Annotated in this window: 26 protein-coding genes; 12 read left to right on the plus strand and 14 right to left on the minus strand. The window is 68.0% G+C overall.

Features of this window, described 5'->3' with window-relative positions; all coding sequences use genetic code 11:
- Window positions 1–42: 42 nt before the first annotated feature.
- The 5 genes from HVO_RS17395 to HVO_RS20640 all read left to right on the plus strand — a co-directional run bounded on the left by HVO_RS17395 (window position 43) and on the right by HVO_RS20640 (window position 3724).
- A complete protein-coding gene (locus HVO_RS17395; protein WP_004042741.1) occupies window positions 43–879 on the plus strand; it encodes an RAD55 family ATPase in 837 nt (278 codons plus the stop codon).
- Window positions 880–963: 84 nt separating this feature from the next.
- Window positions 964–1872 carry a hypothetical protein gene (locus tag HVO_RS17400; RefSeq protein ID WP_004042743.1) on the plus strand — a complete coding sequence of 303 codons (909 nt, stop codon included), beginning with the start codon at window positions 964–966 and terminating at the stop codon, window positions 1870–1872.
- A 15-nt stretch (window positions 1873–1887) separates the two neighbouring features.
- Window positions 1888–2433: a hypothetical protein gene (locus HVO_RS17405; RefSeq protein ID WP_004042745.1), complete on the plus strand. Its 546-nt coding sequence runs from the start codon at window positions 1888–1890 to the stop codon at window positions 2431–2433.
- Window positions 2434–2517: 84 nt separating this feature from the next.
- On the plus strand, window positions 2518–2847 hold the full coding sequence (locus HVO_RS17410) for a transcription factor S (RefSeq protein ID WP_004042747.1): 330 nt from the start codon (window positions 2518–2520) through the stop codon (window positions 2845–2847).
- Window positions 2848–3094: 247 nt separating this feature from the next.
- Window positions 3095–3724, plus strand: coding sequence for a hypothetical protein (locus tag HVO_RS20640; RefSeq protein WP_013035236.1), 630 nt, complete (start codon window positions 3095–3097; stop codon window positions 3722–3724).
- 38 nt (window positions 3725–3762) lie between these two features.
- On the opposite strand, the gene HVO_RS17415 is transcribed toward HVO_RS20640, so the two are convergent.
- Window positions 3763–4848, minus strand: a complete 1086-nt coding sequence (locus HVO_RS17415) for a hypothetical protein (protein WP_004042749.1) — start codon at window positions 4846–4848, stop codon at window positions 3763–3765.
- A 108-nt stretch (window positions 4849–4956) separates the two neighbouring features.
- A complete protein-coding gene (locus HVO_RS17420) occupies window positions 4957–5613 on the minus strand; it encodes a dienelactone hydrolase family protein (RefSeq protein WP_004042751.1) in 657 nt (218 codons plus the stop codon).
- Window positions 5614–5667: 54 nt separating this feature from the next.
- Here HVO_RS17420 and HVO_RS17425 point away from each other — a divergent pair, with 54 nt between their 5' ends.
- Window positions 5668–6498 (plus strand): PspA/IM30 family protein, encoded by an 831-nt coding sequence (locus HVO_RS17425; protein WP_004042753.1) that lies wholly within the window; start codon window positions 5668–5670, stop codon window positions 6496–6498.
- Between the two features lie 103 nt (window positions 6499–6601).
- Complete coding sequence (locus HVO_RS17430) at window positions 6602–7702, plus strand: hypothetical protein (protein WP_004042756.1); 1101 nt, start codon at window positions 6602–6604, stop codon at window positions 7700–7702.
- 70 nt (window positions 7703–7772) lie between these two features.
- On the opposite strand, the gene HVO_RS17435 is transcribed toward HVO_RS17430, so the two are convergent.
- The 6 genes from HVO_RS17435 to HVO_RS17460 form a co-directional block, all read right to left on the minus strand.
- Entirely contained in the window at window positions 7773–8810 is a 1038-nt protein-coding gene (locus HVO_RS17435; RefSeq protein WP_004042758.1) for a dipeptide epimerase, read from the minus strand.
- Window positions 8811–9836, minus strand: coding sequence for a DUF1611 domain-containing protein (locus tag HVO_RS17440; protein WP_004042760.1), 1026 nt, complete (start codon window positions 9834–9836; stop codon window positions 8811–8813).
- 126 nt (window positions 9837–9962) lie between these two features.
- On the minus strand, window positions 9963–10892 hold the full coding sequence (locus tag HVO_RS17445; protein ID WP_004042761.1) for a Vms1/Ankzf1 family peptidyl-tRNA hydrolase: 930 nt from the start codon (window positions 10890–10892) through the stop codon (window positions 9963–9965).
- A 96-nt stretch (window positions 10893–10988) separates the two neighbouring features.
- Window positions 10989–11387 carry a DUF5802 family protein gene (locus HVO_RS17450; protein WP_004042762.1) on the minus strand — a complete coding sequence of 133 codons (399 nt, stop codon included), beginning with the start codon at window positions 11385–11387 and terminating at the stop codon, window positions 10989–10991.
- A 168-nt stretch (window positions 11388–11555) separates the two neighbouring features.
- Window positions 11556–11876 carry a hypothetical protein gene (locus HVO_RS17455; protein WP_004042763.1) on the minus strand — a complete coding sequence of 107 codons (321 nt, stop codon included), beginning with the start codon at window positions 11874–11876 and terminating at the stop codon, window positions 11556–11558.
- Window positions 11866–12906, minus strand: coding sequence for a zinc-binding dehydrogenase (locus tag HVO_RS17460; protein WP_004042764.1), 1041 nt, complete (start codon window positions 12904–12906; stop codon window positions 11866–11868). The genes HVO_RS17455 and HVO_RS17460 overlap by 11 nt, the downstream gene beginning before the upstream one ends.
- Window positions 12907–13140: 234 nt before the next feature.
- On the opposite strand from HVO_RS17460, the gene HVO_RS17465 reads away from it, so the two are divergent.
- The 3 genes from HVO_RS17465 (at window position 13141) to ilvD (ending at window position 16480) form a co-directional block, all read left to right on the plus strand.
- The gene (locus HVO_RS17465) at window positions 13141–13944 is read left to right on the plus strand and encodes a helix-turn-helix transcriptional regulator (RefSeq protein ID WP_004042765.1); all 804 of its coding nucleotides are present in this window, start codon (window positions 13141–13143) and stop codon (window positions 13942–13944) included.
- A gap of 100 nt (window positions 13945–14044) precedes the next feature.
- A complete protein-coding gene (locus HVO_RS17470) occupies window positions 14045–14629 on the plus strand; it encodes a MogA/MoaB family molybdenum cofactor biosynthesis protein (protein WP_004042766.1) in 585 nt (194 codons plus the stop codon).
- A gap of 96 nt (window positions 14630–14725) precedes the next feature.
- Complete coding sequence (gene ilvD / locus HVO_RS17475) at window positions 14726–16480, plus strand: dihydroxy-acid dehydratase (RefSeq protein ID WP_004042767.1); 1755 nt, start codon at window positions 14726–14728, stop codon at window positions 16478–16480.
- A gap of 42 nt (window positions 16481–16522) precedes the next feature.
- Here ilvD and HVO_RS17480 read toward each other — a convergent pair whose 3' ends face one another.
- From HVO_RS17480 to HVO_RS17490, 3 genes are all read right to left on the minus strand, one after another.
- The gene (locus HVO_RS17480) at window positions 16523–16783 is read right to left on the minus strand and encodes a hypothetical protein (protein ID WP_004042768.1); all 261 of its coding nucleotides are present in this window, start codon (window positions 16781–16783) and stop codon (window positions 16523–16525) included.
- 124 nt (window positions 16784–16907) lie between these two features.
- A complete protein-coding gene (locus HVO_RS17485) occupies window positions 16908–17867 on the minus strand; it encodes a D-2-hydroxyacid dehydrogenase (protein WP_004042769.1) in 960 nt (319 codons plus the stop codon).
- 55 nt (window positions 17868–17922) lie between these two features.
- Entirely contained in the window at window positions 17923–18150 is a 228-nt protein-coding gene (locus tag HVO_RS17490) for a hypothetical protein (RefSeq protein ID WP_004042773.1), read from the minus strand.
- Between the two features lie 331 nt (window positions 18151–18481).
- Here HVO_RS17490 and HVO_RS17495 point away from each other — a divergent pair, with 331 nt between their 5' ends.
- A complete protein-coding gene (locus HVO_RS17495; protein ID WP_004042775.1) occupies window positions 18482–19867 on the plus strand; it encodes an NAD(P)/FAD-dependent oxidoreductase in 1386 nt (461 codons plus the stop codon).
- 42 nt (window positions 19868–19909) lie between these two features.
- Entirely contained in the window at window positions 19910–20353 is a 444-nt protein-coding gene (locus tag HVO_RS17500; RefSeq protein ID WP_004042777.1) for a hypothetical protein, read from the plus strand.
- Between the two features lie 303 nt (window positions 20354–20656).
- Here the strand turns inward: HVO_RS17500 and HVO_RS17505 are convergent, their stop codons facing one another.
- The 3 genes from HVO_RS17505 to HVO_RS17515 all read right to left on the minus strand — a co-directional run bounded on the left by HVO_RS17505 (window position 20657) and on the right by HVO_RS17515 (window position 24287).
- On the minus strand, window positions 20657–22273 hold the full coding sequence (locus tag HVO_RS17505) for an oligosaccharide flippase family protein (RefSeq protein ID WP_004042779.1): 1617 nt from the start codon (window positions 22271–22273) through the stop codon (window positions 20657–20659).
- Between the two features lie 75 nt (window positions 22274–22348).
- A complete protein-coding gene (locus HVO_RS17510; RefSeq protein ID WP_004042781.1) occupies window positions 22349–22825 on the minus strand; it encodes a hypothetical protein in 477 nt (158 codons plus the stop codon).
- 37 nt (window positions 22826–22862) lie between these two features.
- Window positions 22863–24287: a cytochrome b gene (locus HVO_RS17515; protein WP_004042783.1), complete on the minus strand. Its 1425-nt coding sequence runs from the start codon at window positions 24285–24287 to the stop codon at window positions 22863–22865.

A 24287-nucleotide genomic window follows, 5' to 3' on the forward strand; every position in this document is an offset into this window, starting at 1 on the left:
CTCCCCGAAACGCCTAACCGACGCGGCCGAGTCGGGTTCGGTATGTCTCAAATCCCCTTCGGCGTCCCCCGCCTCGACAGCATCATCGGCGGCGGCGCACCCCCGGGGAACGTCGTGCTCCTCGCGGGGGAGTCCGGCGCGGGCGCTCGGGAGTTCCTCTACACGAGCGCGACGATGAACGCCCTCTCGCACACCGACGCAGAGCTGTTCGACCTCCACTACGGCTCGCTCGCGGACACCGCGACGCCGCCGCCGGAGATTCACTACGTCTCGTTTACCGCCGGCGAGGAGTACCTGCGCCGCGAGATGGGCTACACGATGGACGACGAGGTCGTCGAGTCCGCGGTCGAACACATCGAGTTTCACGACCTCTCGCCGGAGTACTTCCAGCTCAGCCCGATTCCGCGCGAGTGGTATCTCGGCCAGCCGACGAAGTTAGAGGACCTCGGCCACCGACACAACCGCGAATCCGTGTTGGGCGCGCTGGGGAGCACTCTGAGCGAACACGCCGCCGGCAACCTCGTCGTCATCGACTCCCTGACCGACCTCGTGGCGGGCCAGTCCGACGAGATGACGTGGTCGGACATCGCCATGGTCATCAAGGGGCTGGAGAAGGCCTCCTACCAGTGGGGCGGGCTCATCCTCGTGCTCGTGAGCACCGAAGCGCTCTCGAAGACCGAACTCGGCGTCCTCAAGGGCGCGACCGGCGGGACGCTGCTGTTCGAGTGGGAGTCCGGCGGGTCGAAGCGCGCGCGGACGATGGTCGTCCAAGAGTTCCGCGGCGTGCTCGCCCGACTGGAGAGCGAGAACATCGTGCAGTTCGAGACCGAAATCAACGAAAGCGGCCTCGACGTGAGCGACGTGCGGAAGATTCGCTGAGCGACCCGCCGCGACGGGGACGCGATGAACTGTCGAGAATTCGGGGATAGTTCTTAAGTCCACAGGGACAAAGAGGGGACGAAGATGCAAGGGGAAGACCGGGCGTCGCTCCCAGACGACCTCCGCACGTGGGTCGAAGCGCGCGCCGACGAGGAGGGCGTCGACCCGGAGACGGTGCTCGCGCGGGCCCTCGGGACCTACCGGCTCGCCGTGAGCGACGCGGGCGAATCGCTCGACGGCGACGCGACGGTCCCCGAACGCCTCGACGGGGTCGAAGGTCGCGTCGAGGCGCTCGAAGGCGAACTGGACGAGAAAATATCCGACGTGCGGACGCGCGTCGTGCAGGTCAAACGCGAGACCGACGAGAAAGCGCCGCGCGACCACGCGCACCCGGAGTTGGACGCCGAACTCGACCGACTGGCCGACGACGTGCACGCGACCCGAAACCGCATGGCCGACCTCGACGAGCGGGTCGACGCCGGCTTCGAGAACTTCGAGGAGATTCTCACCTATCTCGACGAGACGACCGCGACGGTCGACGAGAACCTTCGGACGGTCGCGCGGACGCTGTTGGACCTCCGCGCGAGGGCGGCGGACCTCGAAGCCGCCGAGCGCGAACGGACGGCGCTCTCGGAGCTCCTCCGGACTGCGAACGCGACCGGAGAGAAGAAAGCCCGGTGCGAAGACTGCGGCGAGACCGTCCACCTGGACCTGCTCTCCGAGCCCCGGTGTCCGTCGTGTCGGACCCCCTTCCGCGACCTGTCGTCGTCGCCCGGCTTCTTCGGCTCGGCGACGCTCCACACCGGTCGCCCCCCCGCGCTGGAGTCGGCCGATTCGGCCCGCGCGACCGACGCGGTCGAAGACCTGCTCGACGAGGCGCCCACCGGCGTGGTCGACGACGCGACCGACGGCGACGACGACCGATACGCCTCCCGGGAGGAGGAGTCGGCTCAGCAGGGTGCCGCGGCGGGGAGCGAACACGGCGACGACTGAAGACTCACGAGGACGATGACCGACGACAACTCAACAGACGACGCGGCGGAGGGCGAGCCATCCGTCTCCGGCGACCGCGACGACTCATTCGGACGCGCCGACCCGGGAGACGACAGCGCCGAAGCCGTCCGCGCCCCGGACGGAAGCCGCGACGGGCGAAGCGACGACGCCGACTCGGCCCCGCTTTCGGACCTCGCCGGACGCGTGGCCGAACGCCGCGCTCGCTCGCGCGTCACCGACCAGCGCGACGAGACGGACGAACTCTTCGAGTCGGTCGAAATCGGAGAACTCGACCGCGACGACGTGTGGACGTCGCTCGTCGAGGGCGGCGACGACGTGGAGGCGGAGGGCGTCGGCGTCGGAGCCGAGGCCACCCCGGTCGACGACGGCGAGGGCGTCGCGGACCACGTCGTTCCGAAAAGCGAGTTCTGTCAGCGCTGCGAGCACTTCGCCGCGCCGCCGGAACTCGCGTGCCACCACGAGGGGACGACTATCGTCGGACTCGAAGACAGCGACCACTTCCGGGTGCGGAACTGCCCGATGGTCGAGAAAGACGACTGACGGCGGTCGCGCGGCGGGCCAGTTCTGATTCTCCCGACGGCGCGGAGTGACAGCTTCTTTGCCCTCGGTCCGCTACCGGCGGGTATGCAGTTCTGCGACGAGTGCGGTTCGATGATGGTGAGCCAGAACGGCGCGATGACCTGCACGAACGACGACTGCGGGGGCACCGCCGAGCGCGACGAAGAACTCGCGGCGGAGTTCGTCTCCACCGAGGCGCAGTCGGGCGACGAACTCATCGAGACCGAAGAGGGCGCTGAGTTCGAGGGCAAGCCGACCGCGAAAGACGTTCACTGCGACGACTGCGGCCACACGAAGGCGTGGTACACCATCAAGCAGACCGGGTCGGCCGACGAACCGCCGACGCGATTCTTTAAATGTCAGGAGTGCGGGTATCGGTGGCGGGAGTACAACTAGATACGCACTTGAACTGCTGATCTCGGTAGGTTCTGATTTAGAGGATGTCTCGTCTTTTCTGTCTGCTTGTGAGTCTTGCTAGATATGGATACAATTTAAATTGCTACCGTGATGACACAACACAGATGTCGTTCCATGAGTTCGTTGGAGTCGGGCTTTCAATAATTGCGGTTATAATCTCGATACATACTAAATATCAGCAACGACAGAAAGATAAACTGAGAAAGTTAGCGAATAAGATGAAAAAGTGCAGGATAGCCTAGAAAACATCGAGAGAGAACTGACCAATCCTCGTACACATGAGGATATCGAGTTGCGCCTTATTGAGATTCCAAGAGAGATATTTGCTTGTAAACATGAGCTTGGAAAAGATAAGATTTCTATATTCACAAAAATAGTAACCGGACATATAAGTGATTCAAATGAAGTATCAGATCCAGAACAGTTGTCAAATAAAATTCGAGAGAATGAGCCGTATCTCGTAGAAGTGAAAATTGGAGATCGAGATGAGTTGTACGTTGCTGATCGGTCTTTTATGATTGATGACCCATTTCGAGATGCATCTGGAATCCTCGCAGAACTGTCGGATATTGAAGATGAGTTTGGCGCAACAGTTAACGAATTCAACGATTCACTAATTCCAGACTTGAAGTCACAACTGGAATTGGTCATTCAACGACACTCTGAACAGATTATCCACAATGATGAGTTTTCCATACAAACATCTCAGGATAAATCGACCGAAGAGATAGGAACCGCTGTTTTTGAACGTATCTTTCACTATAATAGAATAGACGAGGATTTAGAAGATTTGAGGAAAGTTCGTGAAGAAATAGATAACCTTCGGACGACAATATTACAGACAAGCTACTCGTAAAGAGACTTATTAACGCTCCTAACTCTCAAAGAGCCGAATCACCTCTCACCCAACTCCTCGGCCGTCACCGCACCCGGCCCCTCCTCACGCTCGTCTTCCGAATCGCTCGCGAGCGCGTAGCCGTAGGGGACGAGCAACAGGCTCCCGAACCAGCCGACGACGAGTCCGAGCGTGCCGAAAATCGTCCCGACGATGCCGATTGCGACGGCGTCGGCCGCGACGACGACGGCGGCGAGCGCGACGCTCCAGCCGACGAGCGACTTCCACGACCCGCGACGGATGCAGAAGCCGGCGAACAGGCCGAAGGCGGTCACGACGCCGATGCCGGGGATGAGGACGTAGCGCATGCCGAGCGACCCCGTGTTGGTGAGCGTCGTCCCCAGCCACATGGCGACGAGCGTGCCGGGGACGACCAGGACGGCGGTTCGGCGGTCCAGCGGGCGGGCGCGGCGTCGAAGCCGGAACGCGCCGAGGAGGCCGAGGCCCGCGACGGTGTACGCCCAGCCGATGGGGTTGAACAGGAAGCCGCCGATGAGGGCGAGGAAGTTCCCGAGAATCTCGCCTTCATTCGCGGGATAGACGAGATAGTGCGCGTCGCCGCGCTCGTAGAGCCCCGGCACGACGAAGGTGCTGTTGGTGACGGTGCCGCCGTCGATGGCCTCGCGCACGTCGGCGCTGGCGTTCGCGGCGGGCGACGACGCCCCGGCGGCGACGGTCTCCCAGTCGGTCGGGTCGAGTTCGATGGTCGCGCGAACCGGGTCGCCCGAGACGTTCAGCGAGAACCGATAGTACCGGCCGTCGTAGACCGCGAACGCGGCGTCTTCGTTCACGTCCGAGAGAGTCATGTACGCCTCGGGTTCGATGTCGCCGTCGTACCGGCCGGTGCGGGCGGCGGTGGCGACCGGCTCGCGGAGCTGCGGCGTCTCGTTCGCCGCCTCATCGAGGTTGACCACGTCGGGGTCGTAGGAGGCGACGCGGCCGGGCGGCGAGTCGGCGGTCACTTCCTCGGCTTCGTACGTCGATTCGAGCGACGAGGTCGAGGTCGCGACGGCGAACGACTGACTCAGCGCGACGCCGACGAGGAGAAGGGCGACGACGGCGGCGAGTCGCTTGCGAGGGACCATAATCCCGGCTTCGGAGTCGAACCAAAAATGTCGTTCGGTCGAATTTTCGTCGGGCGGTTCGTCGCAGGTCGCTGACGGCGGCGGCGACCCGGTCGCTCGCTTCGGTTCTCACTCGACGCCGAGGTTCGATACGAGGAAGTCAGCGACGGCGGCCGCGACCTTGTCCTCCTGCCCGACGAAGAAGTGGTCGGCCGCGAACTCGACGACCGGCTGGTGGTACTCCCGGGCGCGCTCGACGACGGGCTTCCAGTCAGCGATGTCGTCGCGGGTGCCGTAGACGACCTGCACGGGGACGGGGATGCGGTCGAAGGCGGCGACCGCGTCGAGGTCGTCGGCGAGTCGCCCGGCGGGGCCGAGCGCGGAGACGGCTCCCACGTCAGCACCCTCGGCGGCCGCGAGGAGCGCCATCGCGCCGCCGAACGAGAAGCCGAACAGGCCCACGCGGTCGTAGCGCTCCGCGGCCCACTCGACCGCCCGAAGGGCGTCGGCGCGCTCGCCGTAGCCCTCGTCCCACGCGCCGTAGTCGAACCGGAGGCAGTCCACGCCGCGGGCGGTGAGCGCGTCGCTGACGGCGACGAGGCGGGCGTCGCCGCGGTGACCCTGCTGTTGCGGATGGGGCGGGCAGGCGATGACGACCGCGTCGCGTCCGGCCGCCGCGTCGTCGGTGTCGTCAGTCTCGTCCGCGTCGTCGATACCGTCGCCGCGGGCGGGGTCGAGGGTCGCTCGCACGTCGCGGCCGCCGGGCACGAGAATCGTCTCGGTCATAGGGACAGGTTGCGCTGGTGAGGTTTTAAGCCGAACGTCGCGTAGTAATGGAGTATGGGAATTCTCTCTCGCACGTCGTACGTCATCCGGTCGAAGGTAAACTCCCTCCTCAACCGTGCGGAGGACCCGACGGAGACGCTCGACTACTCCTACGAGAAGATGCGCGACGAGCTACAACAGGTCAAACAGGGTATCGCCGACCTGACCACCCAGAAGAAGCGACTGGAGATACAGAAGCGTCGCCTCGAAGAGAACGTCGAAAAGCACAACGACCAGGCCCGCGAGGCCGTCCAGCAGGACCGCGAGGACCTCGCCCGCAAGGCGCTCGAAAAGAAGCAGGCCAAGATGAGCCAAATCGAGGAGCTGGAGACGCAAATCGCCAGTTTGCAGGAGACGCAGGACCAACTCGTCAACAAGAAGGACGAGCTCCAGAGCCGCATCGAGGAGTTCCGCACCAAAAAGGAGACGATGAAGGCCCGCTACGAGGCCGCCGAGGCGTCGAGCCGCGTCTCCGAGGCGATGACCGGCGTCGGCGACGAGATGGCCGACGTGGGGCGCGCGCTCGAACGCGCCGAGGAGCAGACCGACGAGATGGAGGCCCGCTCGGCCGCGATGGACGAACTCATGGACTCCGGCGCGTTCGACGACGCGCTGTCGGACAAGGACTCCATCGAGCGCGAACTCGAAGCCGGCCGCACCAGCGCCGAAGTCGACACCGAACTGGGGACGCTCAAGGCCGAGATGGGCAAATCCTCCGGGTCGTCGTCGAGCAAGAGCGCGAGCGCGAGCGACGCCGACGTGGATGTCGAAACCGACGTGGCCGACGAGAAGGTCGAAGCCGAACTCGAAGAGCTGAAGAACGAAGACGACTCCTCGTCCTCCTGAGCGCGCCCGCCCGAACCGACGCCGTGCAGTCCCCCGCGGCCCACCCGCTCCCGCGACTCGCCCGCCAGTACGCACTTGACCCCACCCCGCGATAGCTTCGGTCATGTCGAACACCGGCGGGCCGTCGGCCGGCGAGCCCGACGACACGATGCGAGAGCGCGGGACGACGAGCCGCGCGAAGCTCCGCGCCCTCCTCGACGCGGACCGCCGCGTCGTCGCCGCGGCCCCGCTCGTCGTCGTCTTTGGTAGCGTCGTCGTCCTCGGCCAACTGGACTCGACCCCGCTCCGGGTCGCCGTCGAGTCCTCGGACCCAATCGAGACGCTCGCGCAGGGGCTTCTCACCGCGATTATCACGGGCGTCACGCTCGTCGTCACCATCAATCAGCTCGTGCTCTCGCGGGAACTCGGGCCGCTGGGCGACCAGCGCGACCGGATGGAGGGGTCGATGCGCTTCCGCGAGGACGTGGCCGACCTGCTGGACGCGCCGGTCGCGCCGCCGGAGCCGTCGGCGTTCCTGCGCGCGCTGGCCGAGGGCATCGCGTCGCGGGCGCGGGCGGTCGAAGACACGCTCGATGCGGGTGGGAACGGGGACGCCGGCGAGAGCGACGACGCGACCGCGAGCGACGCCGATAGCGACCCGACGACCCGCGTCCGCGAGTTCGCAAGGGAGGTCGAGTCGAACGCCGAGGCGGTCGCCGGGCGGCTGGAGGGCCGGCAGTTCGGGACGTTCGCGGTGCTGTCGGCGGCGCTGGACCTCAACTACTCGTGGAAAATCTATCAGGCGGCGCGGCTCCGCCGCGTCCACGACGCCGACCTCTCGGCGGAGACGAAGACCGCGCTGTCGGAGCTCCGCGACGCGCTCGAACTGTTCGGCCCCGCCCGCGAGCACGTCAAGACGCTCTACTTCCGGTGGGAACTGGTCGACCTCTCGCGGACGATGTTCTACGCGGCGGTCCCCGCGCTCGTGGCGAGCATCGGCGCGATTCTCTTTCTCGACGACCCGACGACGATTACGGGCGCGACGCTCGGCGTGTCGAACCTGCTTCTCACCGTGGCGTTCGTGGTGGCCGTCTCGATCGCGCCCTTCGCGGTGCTCGCGTCCGCGGTCCTCCGCATCTCGACGGTCGCAAAACGGACGCTCTCCATCGGGCCGTTCGTGCTCCGGTCGGAGACCCGCGAAGACGACCTCGACTGGGAGTCCTGACGGGGACCGAGTCCCGAATCGGCGTCGGTGGGTGTCGCCGCGTTACCGCATCTGCGTCACCGCGCCCGCCTTACCGACGCTGCGCGCCGGTTCCCGGTCGGTCGAGCGCGTCGAGGTCGATTTCGCCGTTCGGCATCGGGACGCCCTCGTAGGGGTCGTCCGCGAGGAGGAGCGAGCCGTCGAGGTCGGCGTAGTCGAGCAGCGGCGCGAGGTGACAGCCCGCCGCGATGGCGGCGTTCGACTCTATCATGCAGCCGAGCATGACCTCCAGCCCGTGGGCGCGGGCGGCGTGGATGGCGCGTTTCGCCTCCGTGAGGCCGCCGCACTTCATCAGCTTGAGGTTCGCGATATCGACGCGGTCGGCGATGCGCGGGATGTCGGCGGCGGTGATGCAGGACTCGTCGGCCGCGATGGGGAGCGCGCCGCGGTCGTAGACGAACTTCAGGCCCTCGTGGTCCTCGGCGGGGACCGGCTGTTCGACGAACTCGACGCCGTGGTCTGCGAGGAACTCGGTCATCTCGACGGCCTCGCGGGGCGTCCACGCCTCGTTGGCGTCGACGCGGATGGTCACGCCGGGAGCCTCGTCGCGGACGGCCTCGATGATAGCTCTGTCGCGGTCGGTGCCGAGTTTGACCTTGAGCACGCCGTAGCCGGCCTCGTAGGCCTCCGCGGTCTTCTCGCGCATCGTGTCGAGGTCGTCGAGACCGACGGTGTACGACGAGGTGGGCGTCCGCGAGGGGTCGAGCCCCCAGAGGCGATACAGCGGGACGCCGAGGCGCTTGGCCGCGAGGTCGTGCAGCGCGATGCTCACGGCGGTCCGCGCGGCCGGGTTGCGGCGGACCGTCTCGGCCATCTCGCGCTCGATGCGGTCGATGGCGTGGGCGTCCCCGACCGCCTCGACCACCGAGAGCAGGTCGGGAAGCACGGCCTCGACGGTGTCGGCGGTCTCGCCGTAGTGCGACGACGGGGCGGCCGCGCCGACGCCCGTCATGCCGCCTTCGTCCTCGATGCGGACGACGACGTTCTCGGCCTCGGTCTGGACGCCGCGGGCGATGCCGAACGGCTCCGCGAGCGACATCGAGACGAGCTCAAACTCGGTCGCGAGCATCTAGAACACCCCGTCGATGAGGTCGGCCGAGCCGAAGCGGACGGGGTCGACCGCGGGGACGCCGAGTTCGTCCGCGAAGGCGTCGACGGCCTCGGCCGCCTCCACGTCGTCGTCGACGTGGGAGGTGTTGAGCATCCCGGCGACCACGTCGACCTCGTGGACGGGGTCCGCGAGGTTCTCGTACAGCGAGACGTACTCCGAGAGGTCGGGGAGCGCGAACTCCTCGTAGCCGTGAATCGCCTCGCGGGTGGCCTCGTGACAGAGCACGAGCTTGTCGGCCATCGCGCCGTGGAGGATACCGCAGGTGACCGCGGAGTACGCGGGGTGGACGATGCTCCCTTGGCCCTCGACGAACAGCACGTCGTGTTCGTCGCCTTTCTCCAGAATCATCTCCTCGACCGCGCCGGCGGTGAAGTCGCTGACGACGCGGTCGACGGGGTTGCCCCAGCCCGCAATCATGATGCCGGTCTGGCCGGTCGGGATGAAGCCCGCGTCGATACCCCGCTCGCGGGCGGCCTCGACGAGTTCGAGCGTCGCGGTCATCTTGCCGACCGAACAGTCGGTGCCGACTGTGAGGACGACTTCGGCGTCCACGTCGGCGGATTTCCCCTGCGCGACGCCGAGGTCGTCGTGGGGCTTACGAACGTCGTTGATGTCGCAGCCGTGTCCGTCGGCGAGGCGGGCGAACTCCTCGTCTTCGGCGAGGAAGTAGTGGAGGCCGGAGATGAGGTCACAGCCGCGTTCGAGGGCGGTGCGAACGTCGTCGCGCCACGTCTCGTCGAACGCGCCGCCGATGGGCGAGATGCCGACGAGGAGGGCGTCGGCGTCGGGCGCGTCGGCCATCGAGGCGACGACGGGCACGTCCGGGAGGTCGCGGCGGTGGTCGGCGGCGGTGGTGCCGGGGTTGTCGCGGTCGAGGACGGCAACCACGTCGTAGTCGGCGTACTTCAGGACGCCCGTGGCGGTCTTCGCGCGGTCGGGGAACTTCTCGTGTGCGAGGACGACGACTCGCTGTGGGTCGTTCATACAGGGTGTCACTACGTGCCACCCTAAAAGGGGAGGCGATTCGGCGGCGGCTGCCGGGTCGCGCCGCCGAGTCGTCTGCGGGTATTCGGGTATTCTCTGGAGAACATCCGCGGCGTCGCCGCCGGCTCAGAGCCGGTAGAGCCGCGTGGTCCAGAACTCTCTGGACGCCTCCGTGAGCGCCGTCTCGGGGTCGCCGCTGGCGTCGACGGTCGCGGTCAGCGCGGCTCGGTCGCGGAACTCACCGAGGACGGTTCGCTCGCCGAGCACGACGAGGTCGGCGTCGTCGCCGGCTCTCTCGCCCGCGCCGGACCCGCCGCCGAGGAACTCGTCGAGCGCCTCGTGACAGCGGTCGATGTGGTCGTCGATTTGGCCCTCGCGGATGCGCTCGAACCGCCCCTGCGAGAACCCGCCTTTCGAGTGGGCGGACTTCACGTCGCTCTCGAAGCCCTCGACGAATTCGAGGTCGCCGTCCTCGTAGCGGCCGAGGGCGAACAGGTCGCCGCGGACGAGCGCGACGGCGGTGGTCTCGGTCGGGTGGAACCACACCGGGTCGAGGTCGAAGCCGTCGCTCCAGCGGTCGAAGTCGTCGGGCTGGCGGGGCGGCGAGAGCGCGACGCTCACTACTCCGGCGTCGTCGGTGAGCGCGACGCAGGGCGCGGCCCGGCGGACGAGCGGGGCGCGGCCGCCGAACGCGGACTCGGCGGCCGAGGGAAGCGAGCGGTCGTCGGAGACGGCGGCGGTGAGCGCGCCCTCCTCGTCGGTCGAAAGCGAGTCGAGGCGCGACAGCACCTCGCGGAGGCGGTCGCCGCGGAGGTCCTCGGTCCCGCGGAAGTCCAGCGAGTCGTCGTCGCCCGAGAGGCGCTCCACGCGGTCTTCGAGTTCGGTGATGCGGTCTTCGAGGCGGTTGACCTCCGCCTCGGCTTCCTGTCGCGCGCGGGCCGCCTCCGCTCGCCGCTCGGACTCGCCCTCCAGACGCCCGGCCAACGCGTCGCGTTCGTCTTCCAACTCGGCGATGCGCGCTTTGAGTTCGGCTCGACCCAACAACTCGTCCAGCATACACGGACGCGTGCGGGCCGACCACTTGAGCGTTCGGACGCGGGGACGGGGCGCGCGGCGGGCGTTCCGCCAGCGCGACGACGGCGGCGGAGCGACTCAGGCCAGCCTGTCGTCGGGTCGGTCGGGGTCGGAGCCGCCGGGGCCGCCGGGTGCGAGGTCGTCGGGGTCGTAGCCGGCGTATCGGAGCAACTCGGCGGCTCGCGGGGCGTCGGCGAGAAGCACCGGTCGGTCGTCCGGGAGCGCGTCGGAGTCCACGGCGTCTCGGGGGAGCGCGAGCGTCCCCGAGGGAACGCCGTCGTCGCCGACGACCGGGAAGTGGGCCGTGTCGAGTTTCATCACGAGCGGGTAATCGACTCGCTCGACGCCGCGGCCGTCCGTGTAGACGCACTCGTTGAGTCGCTCGTGTTCCGTTCGGTGAATCGCCGCCTCGGCCCCGTCGTACGGTTCGACGTACAACCGACCGAGGAAGTAACTGCTGGAGAAGCGTTCGAACATCTGTGCGTGTGAATGTCAACCACGAACAGTGATAAGCCTTGTCGGAACCATTTATATCGATACGCAATTCCACCGCCGAGACTCGGGGACGGCAGTCGGCATCGGCAGACGAGAACGCGGCTCGCGTGGGAGAGAGCCGGTCGCGAAAACGGGCCGGTTACGGGGGTCTTACTCGTCGCCGCGGGTCGCCGCGGTCATCGACCAGACGGCGACGAGGCCGAGCGCGAGCGCCGGGAGCATCGGCAGGGCCAGCATGGCCGCGAGGTACGGCAGGCCGGCCATCGCCGGCAGCGACGGCACGAGGTACACCGCGCCGGGGATGACGAGGAAACAGAGCGCGACGACGCCGACGAGCACCCAGCCGCGACTTCCGAAGCCGGTCGCTTCCGGCTCCGAGCCGTCACCGCCGACCGCGACGCCGTCGGGTCGGTGGACGTAGGTGTCGGACTCGGCGGTCGCGTCCTCCCGAGCCGTGGTGTCAGAGCTCACTATCTGGGATTACGACCACCTTGCCAAAGCCCTGTCGCTCCTCGATGAGTTCGTGCGCGCGGTCGATTTCGCTCATGGGGAGCGTCTCGCGGATGCGGGGTTCGAAGGTGCCGTCCCAGACGAGGTCGAGCACCTCGTCGGCCTCGCCGGGCGTCGCCATCGTCGAGCCGATGACCGAAAGCTGGTTCCAGAAGATGTAGTTGAGCCCCGCACCCGGGTCGGGGCCGGTGGTCGCTCCGCAGGTGACGACGCGGCCGCCCTTGACGAGGCTCTTGAGCGACTGCTTGTAGGTGGCCTCGCCGATGTGGTCGACGACCATGTCGACACCGCGGCCGTCCGTGAGCGTCTGAATCTCCTTCGAGAAGTCGTCTTCCTCGTAGTTGATGACGTGGTCCGCGCCGCACTCCTCGGCGTACTCCAGTTTCTCGTCGGTGGAGGCGGTCGCGTACACCTCAGCGCCCGCGTAGTCGGCGATTTGGACGGCCGCGTGGCCGACGCCGCCGGACGCGCCGAGGACGAGCACTTTCTCGCCGGGGCGGAGTTCGCCGCGGTCGACGAGCATCCGCCATGCGGTCTGGAAGACGAGCGACGCGGAGCCGGCGACCTCCCACGGCACGCCCTCGGGGACGGGCACGAGGTTCTCCTCGGGAATCGCCGCGAACTCGGCGTGGACGCCGCGGACGTGTTCACCGATGATGTGGAAGTCCGGCGCGAGCGTCGGGTCGCCCTTCCGGGAGAACTCGTCGCCGCCGCCGGCGACGCCCGCGATGAGTGCGACGCGGTCGCCCGCCTCGAACCGGGTCACGCGCTCGCCGACCTCAGTGACGACGCCGGCCATGTCGCTGCCGGGGATGTGCGGCATCTCCAACTCGACGCCCGGAAGCCCCCGTCGCGTCCAGATGTCGAGGTGGTTGAGCGACGCCGCCTTCACGTCGACGAGGACCTCGTCGGGGTCGACCTCCGGCTCCGGGAAGTCGCCGTATTCGAGGACGCCTCGGTCGCCGTGTTCCGTGAATTGGACCGCTTTCATCTCGACCCGACCGAGGATGGGCAGGAACTAAAGTGTGTTTTACGCCAATCGTCTTTCCTCTTATTCGACAACCGACGAATCCTCGTGGATTCAAATCATATCGGTGCGAAGATATATACGGCACAGGGTTCCCAACACAGTCGAGTTCGACAGTCACGCTCGCCAGCGGGTGTTCGGCGGGCCGAACAGCGGCATCGGCAGGCGTTCGGCGCCGTTCGAAGGAGTATCAGGTACGTGAACGGAGACGAGACTTCAGCACAGCTTTCGCACCTCCTCGTGAGGCGGTCGTCGTTCATCCGGGCGCTCGCGGAGCGACCGCGAGACAAGCGCGGCCTCGCGGACGACCTCGACACCTCGCGGTCGACGGTCGACCGCGTCGTCCGCGAACTGCTCGACGCCGGCCTCGCCGAGCGCGCCGAGGGTCGGTATCGGCTGACTTGCGTCGGCCGGTGCGCGCTCGGCGCGTACGACGAGTGTCTCGACTCGCTCCGCGGCGTCCGCTCGGCGCGGGACCTCCTGTCGATGCTGCCGGCCGACGCGCCGCTCGACCCCGCGTTCCTGACGGGCGCGACGGTCCACACGTCGACGCCGGACATCCCGGACAGCGCGATTCAGGAGCTGTTTTCGAGCGTCGAGGACGCGGAGCGAGTCTACGGCGTCGCCCCGGTCGCGCTCGTCGGCCAACTTCGCCCGTTCTACGAGACCGCCACCGAGGGCGGGACGGTCGTCGAGATGGTTATCGCCGACGAGCTGTTCGACCGACTCGCCGCCGCCCCGGACTCGCACGCGGTCATCGCCAACCAGCTCCGACACGACTCGGTGACGCTCTACCGCGGGGAAGTCCCGTTCCGGTTCGGCCTCTGGGTGACCGAAGCGGAGGCGGGACTCGTCGTCTACACCGACACGGGCGTCGGCGGAGTCGCCCGCAACGACACCGAAGCCGCCGTCCAGTGGGCCACAGCGCAGTTCGAAGCGCTCCGCGAGAACGCGGACCGCCGGACGCTCGACTCGCTCGACGAAGTCACAGACAACGGGTGAGCCGCGCCCTCCGAAGCGGGGTGTCCGTGAACCGGCGGCCGCAGACAGACGACCGCCGGGCGACGCGGGAATTTTATCGCCAGACGACGAAGCCGCGGCCGTGAGCGACCACGACCAGCACTACGGGGCCGACGACCACGGCCGCGACCAGCACCACGGCGAGGGGGACGGCGACGACGACCACGGCCATCACCACCACGACGTCGACGACCTCGAAGCGGCGGTGCTGACGATTTCCTCGACCCGCGACGTTGACGACGACCCCGCGGGCGACGCGATAGCGGAACTGCTCCACGAGGCGGGCCACTCGGTGTCGGTCCGTCGGGTCGTCGACGACGACTACGACGAGATACAGATCGCGGTCGCACGGATGGCCGACCGCGGCGACGTCGACGTGACGGTCACGACCGGCGGAACGGGCGTCACGCCCGACGACCGAACCGTCGAGGCGGCGACGCAGTTGTTCGAGAAGACGCTTCCCGGCTTCGGTGAACTGTTCCGGCGGCTCTCGTACGACGACATCGGAACCAAGGTCGTCGGCACCCGAGCCACCGCGGGCGTCGTCGACGGGATGCCGACGTTCTGCCTGCCTGGGAGCGAGAACGCCGCCCGCCTCGGGACCGCGGAGATAATCGTCCCCGAAGCGCCGCATCTCACCGGACTGGCGCGGCGCGACGCGGAGTAGGAAAACGCCCACAGAATCGGGGGTCGTCGGGCGAATCCGACTGCAACGTCTGCCCAGTCGCGGCCATTTAAGTTCGCGCACGCGCTCCGAAGAGGTATGAGCCAGCAGTCCCCACGCGAGGAGGACCCGGACGACGTGTTCTCCAGCGGTAAGGACCCGAACCTCCGCAGCACGGAGGTCACGGAGGGTCCAGACAAGGCCCCGCACCGTGCGATGTTCCGCGCCATGGGCTTCGACGACGAGGACTTCTCGTCGCCGATGGTCGGCGTGCCGAACCCCGCCGCCGACATCACCCCGTGTAACGTCCACCTCGACGACGTTGCCGACGCCGCCATCGAGGGCATCGACGCCGCGGGCGGGATGCCCATCGAGTTCGGGACCGTCACCATCTCCGACGCCATCTCCATGGGGACAGAAGGCATGAAGGCCTCGCTCATCTCCCGCGAGGTCATCGCCGACTCCGTCGAACTCGTCTCCTTCGGCGAGCGCATGGACGCGCTCGTCACCGTCGCCGGCTGCGACAAGAACCTCCCCGGCATGATGATGGCCGCCATCCGAACGGACCTTCCCTCCGTCTTCCTCTACGGTGGCTCCATCATGCCCGGCCAGCACGAGGGCCGCGAGGTGACCGTCCAGAACGTCTTCGAGGGCGTCGGCACCTACGCCGAAGGCGACATGAGCGCCGACGAACTCGACGACCTCGAACGCCACGCCTGCCCCGGCGCGGGCTCCTGCGGCGGGATGTTCACCGCTAACACGATGGCCTCCATCTCCGAGGCGCTCGGGATGGCCCCCCTCGGGTCGGCCTCCGCGCCCGCCGAGTCCGACGAGCGCTACGAGAACGCCCGCCGCGCCGGCGAGGTCGTCCTCGACTGCGTGGAGAACGACCGCCGCCCCTCCGACATCCTCACGAAGAAGTCCTTCGAGAACGCCATCACGCTCCAGGTCGCCACCGGCGGGTCGACCAACGCCGTGCTCCACCTGCTCGCGCTGGCCGCCGAGGCCGGCGTCGACCTCGATATCGAGGAGTTCAACGAGATTTCCCGGCGCACGCCGAAGATCGCCAACCTCCAGCCCGGCGGCACGCGCGTCATGAACGACCTCCACGAAATCGGCGGCATCCCGGTCGTCATCCGCCGTCTCGTCGAGGCCGGCCTGTTCCACGGCGACGCGATGACCGTCACCGGCCGCACCATCGCCGAGGAGCTCGACCACCTCGACCTCCCGGACGACGACGGCCTCGAAGCGGACTTCCTCTACACGGTCGACGAGCCGTATCAGGACGAGGGCGCAATCAAGATTCTCACCGGCAACCTCGCGCCCGACGGCGCGGTGCTGAAGGTGACCGGCGACGACGCCTTCCACCACACCGGCCCCGCCCGCGTCTTCGAGAACGAGGAGGACGCGATGCGCTACGTGCAGGAGGGCCACATCGAGGAAGGCGACGTCATCGCCATCCGAAACGAGGGACCGCGCGGCGGCCCCGGCATGCGCGAGATGCTCGGCGTCACCGCCGCCGTGGTCGGACAGGGCCACGAGGACGACGTGGCGCTTCTCACCGACGGTCGGTTCTCCGGCGCGACGCGCGGCCCGATGGTCGGCCACGTCGCTCCCGAGGCGGCCGAGGGCGGCCCCATCGGTCTCCTCGAAGACGGCGACGAGGTGACCGTCGACATCCCGAACCGCGAACTCTCCGTGGACCTCTCTGACGAGGAACTCGAAGCGCGGAAGGAAGACTGGGAACCCAAGCCGCCGGCGTACACCTCCGGCGTGCTGGCGAAGTACGCCCGTGACTTCGGCTCCGCCGCGAACGGCGCGGTGACGAACCCGGCGCTCACGCGCGACGAATAACGGCGAGTCGCCGCGGCGACTCCCGCGACGTGGACGCCGCCGTCAGAACAGGCCGAATCCGAACGCCCGGTACAGGGCGAGTATCCCGACTCCGAGCGCGGTTCCGGCCGGAACCATCGCAATCACGTTTCGCGGCTGTTCGGTGAACCCGTAGACGCACAGGCCGAGCGGGACGGACCGAAGCACGTCTATCGTCCACTCCGGGAGGACGGGCGAGAGCCCCGACCACGGAACCCAAAAGAGGAGTCCAGCGCCGCCGAGGAACGCGATGATTCGGTTCCACCGCCACGAGGAGAACTGCACGGCGCAGTCGACAGCAGCTATCGGGTTGACAGTTTCGGTGCGGAATCCGGTCGCGGCGTCACCGACTCCGCATCTGCGATGTCACCGACTCCGCGCCCCCGCGGGGTCGCCGAGCCGACTCGGCTTAGGCCACGCGGTTCCGCAGGTCGTCGTCGCCGGCGTCCAGTTTGTCGAGGTTCTCGGCGATGATGTCGGCCATGCGCTCCCAGTACTTCGGGGTGTGGCCGGCGTTGTGGGGCGTGATGAGGACGTTTTCGAACTCCCAAAGCGGGTGGTCCGCGGGGAGCGGTTCGGGGTCGGTCACGTCGAGCGCGGCCCCGCGGATGCCGTTGCTCCGGAGTTGGGAGACGAGCGCGTCGGTATCGACGACCGGACCGCGGCCGACGTTGACGAGGACGGTGTCGGGAGCCATCGACGCGAACGCGTCGGCGTCGACGAGGCCGCGAGTGGCGTCGGTCAGCGGGCACGCGATGACGACGTAGTCGGCGCGCGCGAAGGCGTCGTGGAGGCCCTGTTCGTCGTCGAAGCCGACGACCTCGTCGGTCGGGCCGCCCTTCTCCGGCGAGTGGCGCACGCCGACAGTCTCGACGCCGAACGGGTCGAGTCGGTCCACGACGGCCTCGCCGAGCGCGCCGAGGCCGACGACGACGACCGTCGAGCCTTGCAGTTCGACCGTCGGGTACGACTGCCAGACGCCGGCGTCTTTCTGTCGCTCCGCGACGTGGAAGCGACGGGCGAAGTAGAGGAGGCTCCCGAGGACCTGCTCGGCGATGTTCGGGCCGTGGACGCCGGAGGCGTTGGTGACGGCCACGTCGCGGGCCTCGAACGCCTCGATGGGGAGGTGGCCCGTGCCGGCGAACACGCAGGCGAACAGGTCGAGGTTCTCGGCGGCGTCGAGGTCGGCTTCGCTCACGTCGAACCCGGTCGCGACTCGCGCGCGGGAGAGGAGGTCTCGCTCCTCCGCGGGAGTCGTGGCGAGGGCGACCTCGCGGTCGGGGAGCCGCTCGCGGAGCGTTTCGGCGTACGCCTCGGCAGACAGGCCGTGAATCTTCTGCCGAAGCACCGCGATGTCTGGGTCGGACATGCTCGATGATTCTCGAAGTCGGTGATGAATCTGTCCGATTCGGCCGGGTGTACGCTCACTCGATGGGCTCCCGCCGTCGCGGGCGACGTTTCGAAATCGTACGGGTGACCGCGACGGCATCGACTGTCGGGTCGACGACGAACCGGGAACCGTCTTCACCGAGTTTCCACGCAACGGGCGCATACCCCTGTGGGGCGGGGCCGCCGTCGACGAAGACGAGGTCGCCCGTCTCGTCGCGAAACACGACGGGCTCTCTCGGTTCGTCCGGCTCGTCTGCGGTCATTGACTCGGAGCTACCGCGGTCTCCGCTATAAACCTCCGTCTCTGGTTATCAGACGCGGTATTCAGCTGGATTCTGTTGACAAAAACGCCATACGTCGATGAAATTCATCGAATCCTATGATTATCGGTAGTAGTATTTTGAAAGAGCGGTGAGCCACGTCACGGAATCGACCGGGGAGTTCCCGTCGAGAGGGCCGAGCGGCGGCGCGTCGAGTTGCGAACGCGGCGTTGCTGGAGCGCGGTCGGTGCAGCGCGCGGACGCGCGGTCTCGAAATCGTCGGACGCCGCGTCGGTTCAGGGGGTTTAATACCCGAGCAAAGTGCTGTAACGGTATGGAACGCGTAGATGTCGCCATCATCGGCGGCGGTCCGGCCGGCACGTCGGCGGCACACGCCGCGGCCTCGGCCGGGGCCTCCGCCGTGGTCCTCGAAAAGGGCGTCCCCCGAGCAGACCGACCGGGCCTCGGGCCCGATTCGACGGACGCGGCCGGTATCCTCGACTACTGGGTGGACATCATGGGCATCCACCCCGACGAGTTCCCCGACGCCATCGTGCTCGACATCCTCGACCGCGCGGAGTTCATCGGGCCGAACGAGTCGCTGACGCTTCGAAGCACCGGTATCGACTCCTCGTACGACGAGTTCGGCTACACCTTCCACCGCGCGAAGTTCGACGACTGGCTCCGCAGTCGCGCCGAAGACGCCGGCGCGGAGTACCGCGTGAAAGCCTCCGTGCGCGACGTGGAGACCGACCTCGACGCCGCCGTCGACGACGCCCGCCACGTCGTCCGCCTCGCCAACGGCGAGGACGTGGGCGCGGAGTTCGTCGTCCTCGCCGACGGCCCCCAGCGGACGGTCACGAACAAGGTGCTCGACGACCTGCTTCCGTTCCCCATCACGGACCGGCTGTCGTCCACCGAGGCGAACCACATCGCCTATCAGGAGCACCGCGAGTTCCCGCCGGAACTGTTCGACGAGGTCGACGGCGCAATCAAGTTCTGGTGGGGCTACATGCCCGGCCACACGGCGTACCCGTGGGTGTTCCCGAACGACGACAACGTCTGCCGGGTCGGTCTCACGATGCCAATCGGCCTCGATATCGACGAGGTCGACGACCGCGATGCGTACGCGCTCCTCCGCGAGGACGACGAGCGCATCCCGCAGGGCCGCGAGTACGTCCGCCGCCTCCTCGAACAGGAGTACGGCGACGAGTACGACATCGACGAGGACTTCCCGCTCGTCGAGGACCGCGGGAAGACGAAGGGGACCGAGACGTACGCCATCTCCTCGACGCGACCCATCGACTCGCCCGCGGAAGCCGGAATCGCCGTCACCGGCGGCGCGATGGGCGCGACCTCCGCCTTCCACGAGGGCGGCGACCACGTCGCCGTCCGGACAGGGGCCATCGCCGGCGAGCTCGCCGCCGAGGGCGACCTGAGCGACTACAACGAGCGCTGGAAGGAGGCCATCGGCGACGAGATTCTCCGCAACGTCGCCATGGCCGAAATCGTCCACGACTACGGCCCCGCCCAGTGGGACAAGACGTTCAAGGCGGCCCGGAAACTCCTCGAAAAGGACGAGGGCTACAAGGCGTTCGGGGCCGCGAAGCTCAGCGCCGGGTTCAGCGCCGCCAAACTCGCCACGCAGTACCAGCGAACGAAAGTGAAGTACCGCAAGGGCAAGTACGTCCAACTGCGCGAAGACGAGTACGCGTTGTAGCCGACGGAAGAGTTATCGGTTTCTCCGAAGCTCTGTTAGTCGATGGCCGGTCGACCCTCTCGGCGTCAGCTGCTCCGCCGCGGAGCCGTCGCCGTCGGCGTCGGACTGACCGGCGCGCTCGCGGGCTGTTCGTCGCTTCGAGGCTGTTCGTCGGCCGAAATCTTCCTCCGGGCGGAACTGGTCGGAACGGCACCCGAGGAGGCGACCGTCGTCGACGCCGCCGACCCGCGGGTCGCAAACAGCCCGTGGGTGCTGAAGGTGGTCGAGGCGGCCGCCGAGGGCCACCCGCGCGAGTCCAGCGTCACCGACTGTCTGAGCGACTACGACGCCCTCCGCGCGGACCTCGACGCGCTCCCGTCGGTCGACCGGTCCGAAGACCGTCTCTACTACGTCCGCGTCGACGGGCAGGTCGTCCGGCTTCGGGCCGTCTTCTTCGCCGGCGACGACGCCCGCCGGTCGGAACTCGTTTTACCCCCGGCGCGCTAGGATCGGGTGCGTACCTCAAGTCCCCGGCCGAGTGTTCCCGCTTCGGGAGCGATGACAGCACGGCGAACCCGGGTGCGCAATAGCTACTGGCCGGCTGACGCCGGCGTACTTCGGAACGTCTGCGCCCGAAAGACGGACCGCCCGGCACGAGGGTTTCCCGGTCGACGCGGCACGCCGCCTCGGGATGAGACCGGCCGTTAGTGTTCTGGGCGACACCTTCACTCGGCGAGCGGCGTCGCTGATTGTCGGCGGTCCCCAGTCCGGCCCGCGAGTGTGACGAATCAGAACCTCCGCGAGCGACCGCTATCGGTCCCCGAACGTACCGGACCGTCCACCGAGAGCCACGAGTATCGCCCGGCGGTAGCGGGCGGCCAACGCCGTCACTACGAGCCGGTCGCGGTCGTTGACGCCGAGGGCGACGAGCGCGCCCACGTACGTCACCACGCCCAGCGCCGCGCCGGCGACGACGACGAGTCCGCCGGTCCCGGCTCCGACCAGCGTCTCGCGGACGAGGAACATGACGCCGGCCGCGGCGACGCCCGCGCCGAGGGGTTTGAGAAACGTCGCGTCGAAGGGCCACAGCCCCTCGAAGCGCCGCAGGAGGACGACCTGACCCGAGTTCTGGACGGCGATGGCGACGGCCGTGCCCAGCGCCGCGCCGGCGAGGCCGAACGCCCGGACGAACGCGAACGTGAGGAGCGTGTTGAGGACGGCCAGAAGCCAGTCGAGCGCCATCCGGGCGTACTGGTGGTCGGTCATCATGAGCAGCCACCCCGTCGCGCCGACGGCACTGCCGACTAACACGCCGCCGAGGTAGATGACGAGCGGGACGTAGCCCGCCGCGAAGTTCGGCCCGAACGCGGAGAGAATCGACCGCCCGTACACCGCGAGCACGGCGAGAATCGGAACGACGCAGGTGACGATGAGCCGCGTCACCGCCGTGTACACCGCGTTGAGCGTCTCCATCTCGTCGTCTGCGTAGAGTCCCGACGCGACCGGCGGCAGGAGCATGTTAAACGAGAGGAGCGGAATCCACGCCAGCGTCACCAACACGAGCACGACGTTGTAGACGCCCGCCGCCGTCGCGGTCAGGAGGAAGCCGACGAGCATCACGTCGACGCGGTTCTGGAACACCTTGCCGAGGCTGCTCAGCGCGATGGGCGCGGAGTGGTTGTAGAACCGCCGGGCCTCGGAGCGCAGGCCGCCGACGGACGGTCGGATTCCGCTCGCCGAGACGACCATCGGAAAGCCGAGTACCGCGAGTCCGGCCATGCCGACGACGAACGCGGCGGCGACGCCGACCAGCGAGTACCCGAGCGCCATCGCACCCACGGCACCGACCAGCTTGACCGCCGGGCGGAGGACGCGATTGAAAAGCGCCTCGCCGCGGGCCGACTGCACGGCTCTGAGGACGCCGGCGTGAATCCGCACCACGCCGACGAGGACGACCAGCGCCGCGAACAGGTGTATCGTCGGCGGGAAGTCGGGGTGCGAGACCGTCGCGCCGTTGAGCCGCCCGCTCGTGAGCACCAACCCGCCGGCGAGTCCGAGCCCGACCGCGAGAGTCGTGAGATACGCCAGTGCCACCACTCGCCCCCGTCGCTCGGGGTCGTCGTCGTCCGCGGAGAGATACCGCTGGAGCGTCCCGACCGACCCGAAGTTCACGAGGCGAAACAGGAGTTGCGAGATGCGCCACGCGAACGCGTAGACGCCGTAGGCGACCGGGCCGAGGCCCTGCGCGAGGGCGTACTCGGTCGCCGTCGTCAGCGCCCGCTGGAGCGACTGCCCGCCGGAGGCGACGACCGCGCCGTGCCCGATGGTCAACAGCGCCTCGCGCTCGTCGTCGGGGATGTCGGCGTCGGGCGCGGCGTCGGGACTCCGGTCGTCGGAACCGTCGGCGTCGGATGTATCGGAGGGCACTGTCGCGTCTCTGTCGCTTGTCGAGGTCGAAAATAAGTCGCCTGATTCGCCCGCGAGTCACCACCGCGCCCGCGGTCAGTCCCGACGCGAGGCGAGCGCGAGCCAGCCACCGCCGGCGACGATGCCGAGGATGCCGAGCAGTCCGAGAGGGCCGGAGAGCCCGAACAGCGTCGCCGCGAGGCGGTACGAGCCGGCGGCCCGGAGGGCGACGCCGGCGGCCGCGACGCCGAACGCCGAGAGCCAGAGCGCGCCGCCCAGCCGAGCCAGCCGACTGCGCCACAGGCGCTTTGCGAGACTCGTGAGCGGTCGTCGGGGGAGGTCGTCGGGGGGGTCGGCTGCCGGGGCGGCGTCGTCTCCGCGGTCGTCGTCGGGTGGGGCCTCGCGGGGCGAGAGAAACGCGGTCCCGACGCCGACGACGAAGCCCGCGAGGCCGACGGCGAGCGAGTGCGGGGCCGCGGCCCCGTTGAGCGCGGCGGCTATCGCCACGAGGCCGACGAGCTTCGAGCCGGCGTCGACGAGGCGGAACGCGCGGGGCGAGAGTGGAACGTTCATAGTCGAAGTCGGAGTCGGCGGGTCGCGAGCCTGTGCGTCAGCCGGCGGTGCCGAGTCGGCGCTTGCGACGTTTGAGGAGCCAGTAGACGACGGCGAAGTCGAAAAGCGGCATCCCCACGGTCAGCGCGACGAGCCACGGGTAGAGGACGGCGTCGGAGACGCCCAACACGGCGGCGACGGTGGCCCGCATCCCGTCGATAGAGAGGACGATGATGAGCATGACGGCCGCGACGCCGAGGGCCGTCTGGAGCGGTCGGTCGAGCGGGTCGGCGGTGAAGTGGACCGGGTGTTCGGGGTTATCGAGGAGCGGCCAAATCATCATCACGCCGATGATGAGCGAGGGGACGACGACGCCGCCGGCGAACCGGCCCCACTCGCCGAGCCACGAGGGCATCATCTTCAGCGAGCCGAACACCCACATGAAGAACCAGTCCGGGCCGACGTGCGAGGGCGTCGACGTGGGCGTCGCCGGGCCGATGGCGGCGATGCGCTGAACCGGGAAGAAGCCCGCGAGGAAGGCGACGGTCGCGGCCGTCAGGAGGAAGACGATAGTCGAAACGAGGAACTGCTGGGGGAAAAGCGGCATACCGACGACGACGCTGTCGTCATCGCCGTCGGGGCGGCCCTCGCCGCGGGAGCTCGGCGCGTGTTCGGTGTGTTTCTGCCGCATCAACACGGCCATGTGGAGGACGATAGCGCCGACCAGCGCGGCCGGGATGAGAAAGACGTGGAGGAAGAACATCCGCGGGATGACCTGGTCGGCTCCCGCCGGGAACGCCCCGCCGAAGACGAGCGACTGCAAGAACGAGCCGACGCCGGGAATCGTGCCGGTCATCTGGAAGCCGATGGTCGTCGCGGTCTTGCTGAAGTTGTCGTAGGGGAGCGCGTAGCCGAAAAAGCCCTCCACGAGGGCGAACAGGAGGAGGGTGCTCCCGATGAACCAGTTCGGCTCGTGGGGGTTGCGGTACGCGCCCGTGAAGAAGACGCGGAACATGTGCAGGGCGATTGCGGCGATAAAGAGGTACGCCGCCCAGTGGTGCATCATGCGTGCGAACATCCCGAAGGTGGTGTCGTAGGTGATGTGCAGGACGCTCGCGAACGCCGCTGGAACCTCCGTGCCGGCGTACTGGAGCGCGTTGCCCTCGTAGGTGACGCTGTTGACCGCCGGGTTGTACAGGAGGCCGAGGAACGTCCCCGTCAGCCCGAGGATGACGAAGGTGAAAAGCGCGATTTCGCCGAGGAGGAACGAACCGTAGTCGTCCTCCGGGAACGCCTTGCCGAGGAGCGTGTGGTCCAGTTCGAGCCGCTGGTCCAGCCAGTCGAACAGGGCGTTTCTGGGGTACGCCTCGTGGGTCCGGACCGTCAGGTCGGTCTCCGGGAGGTCGCCGCCCGCCTCGCCGCCGTCCGACCGCGCGTCGGGTCGGTCGTCGCCGGAGCCGTCGTTCGGTGCTGTCCCCGTCAT

It is taken from the genome of Haloferax volcanii DS2, assembly GCF_000025685.1.
Classification (GTDB): Archaea; Halobacteriota; Halobacteria; order Halobacteriales; family Haloferacaceae; genus Haloferax; species Haloferax volcanii.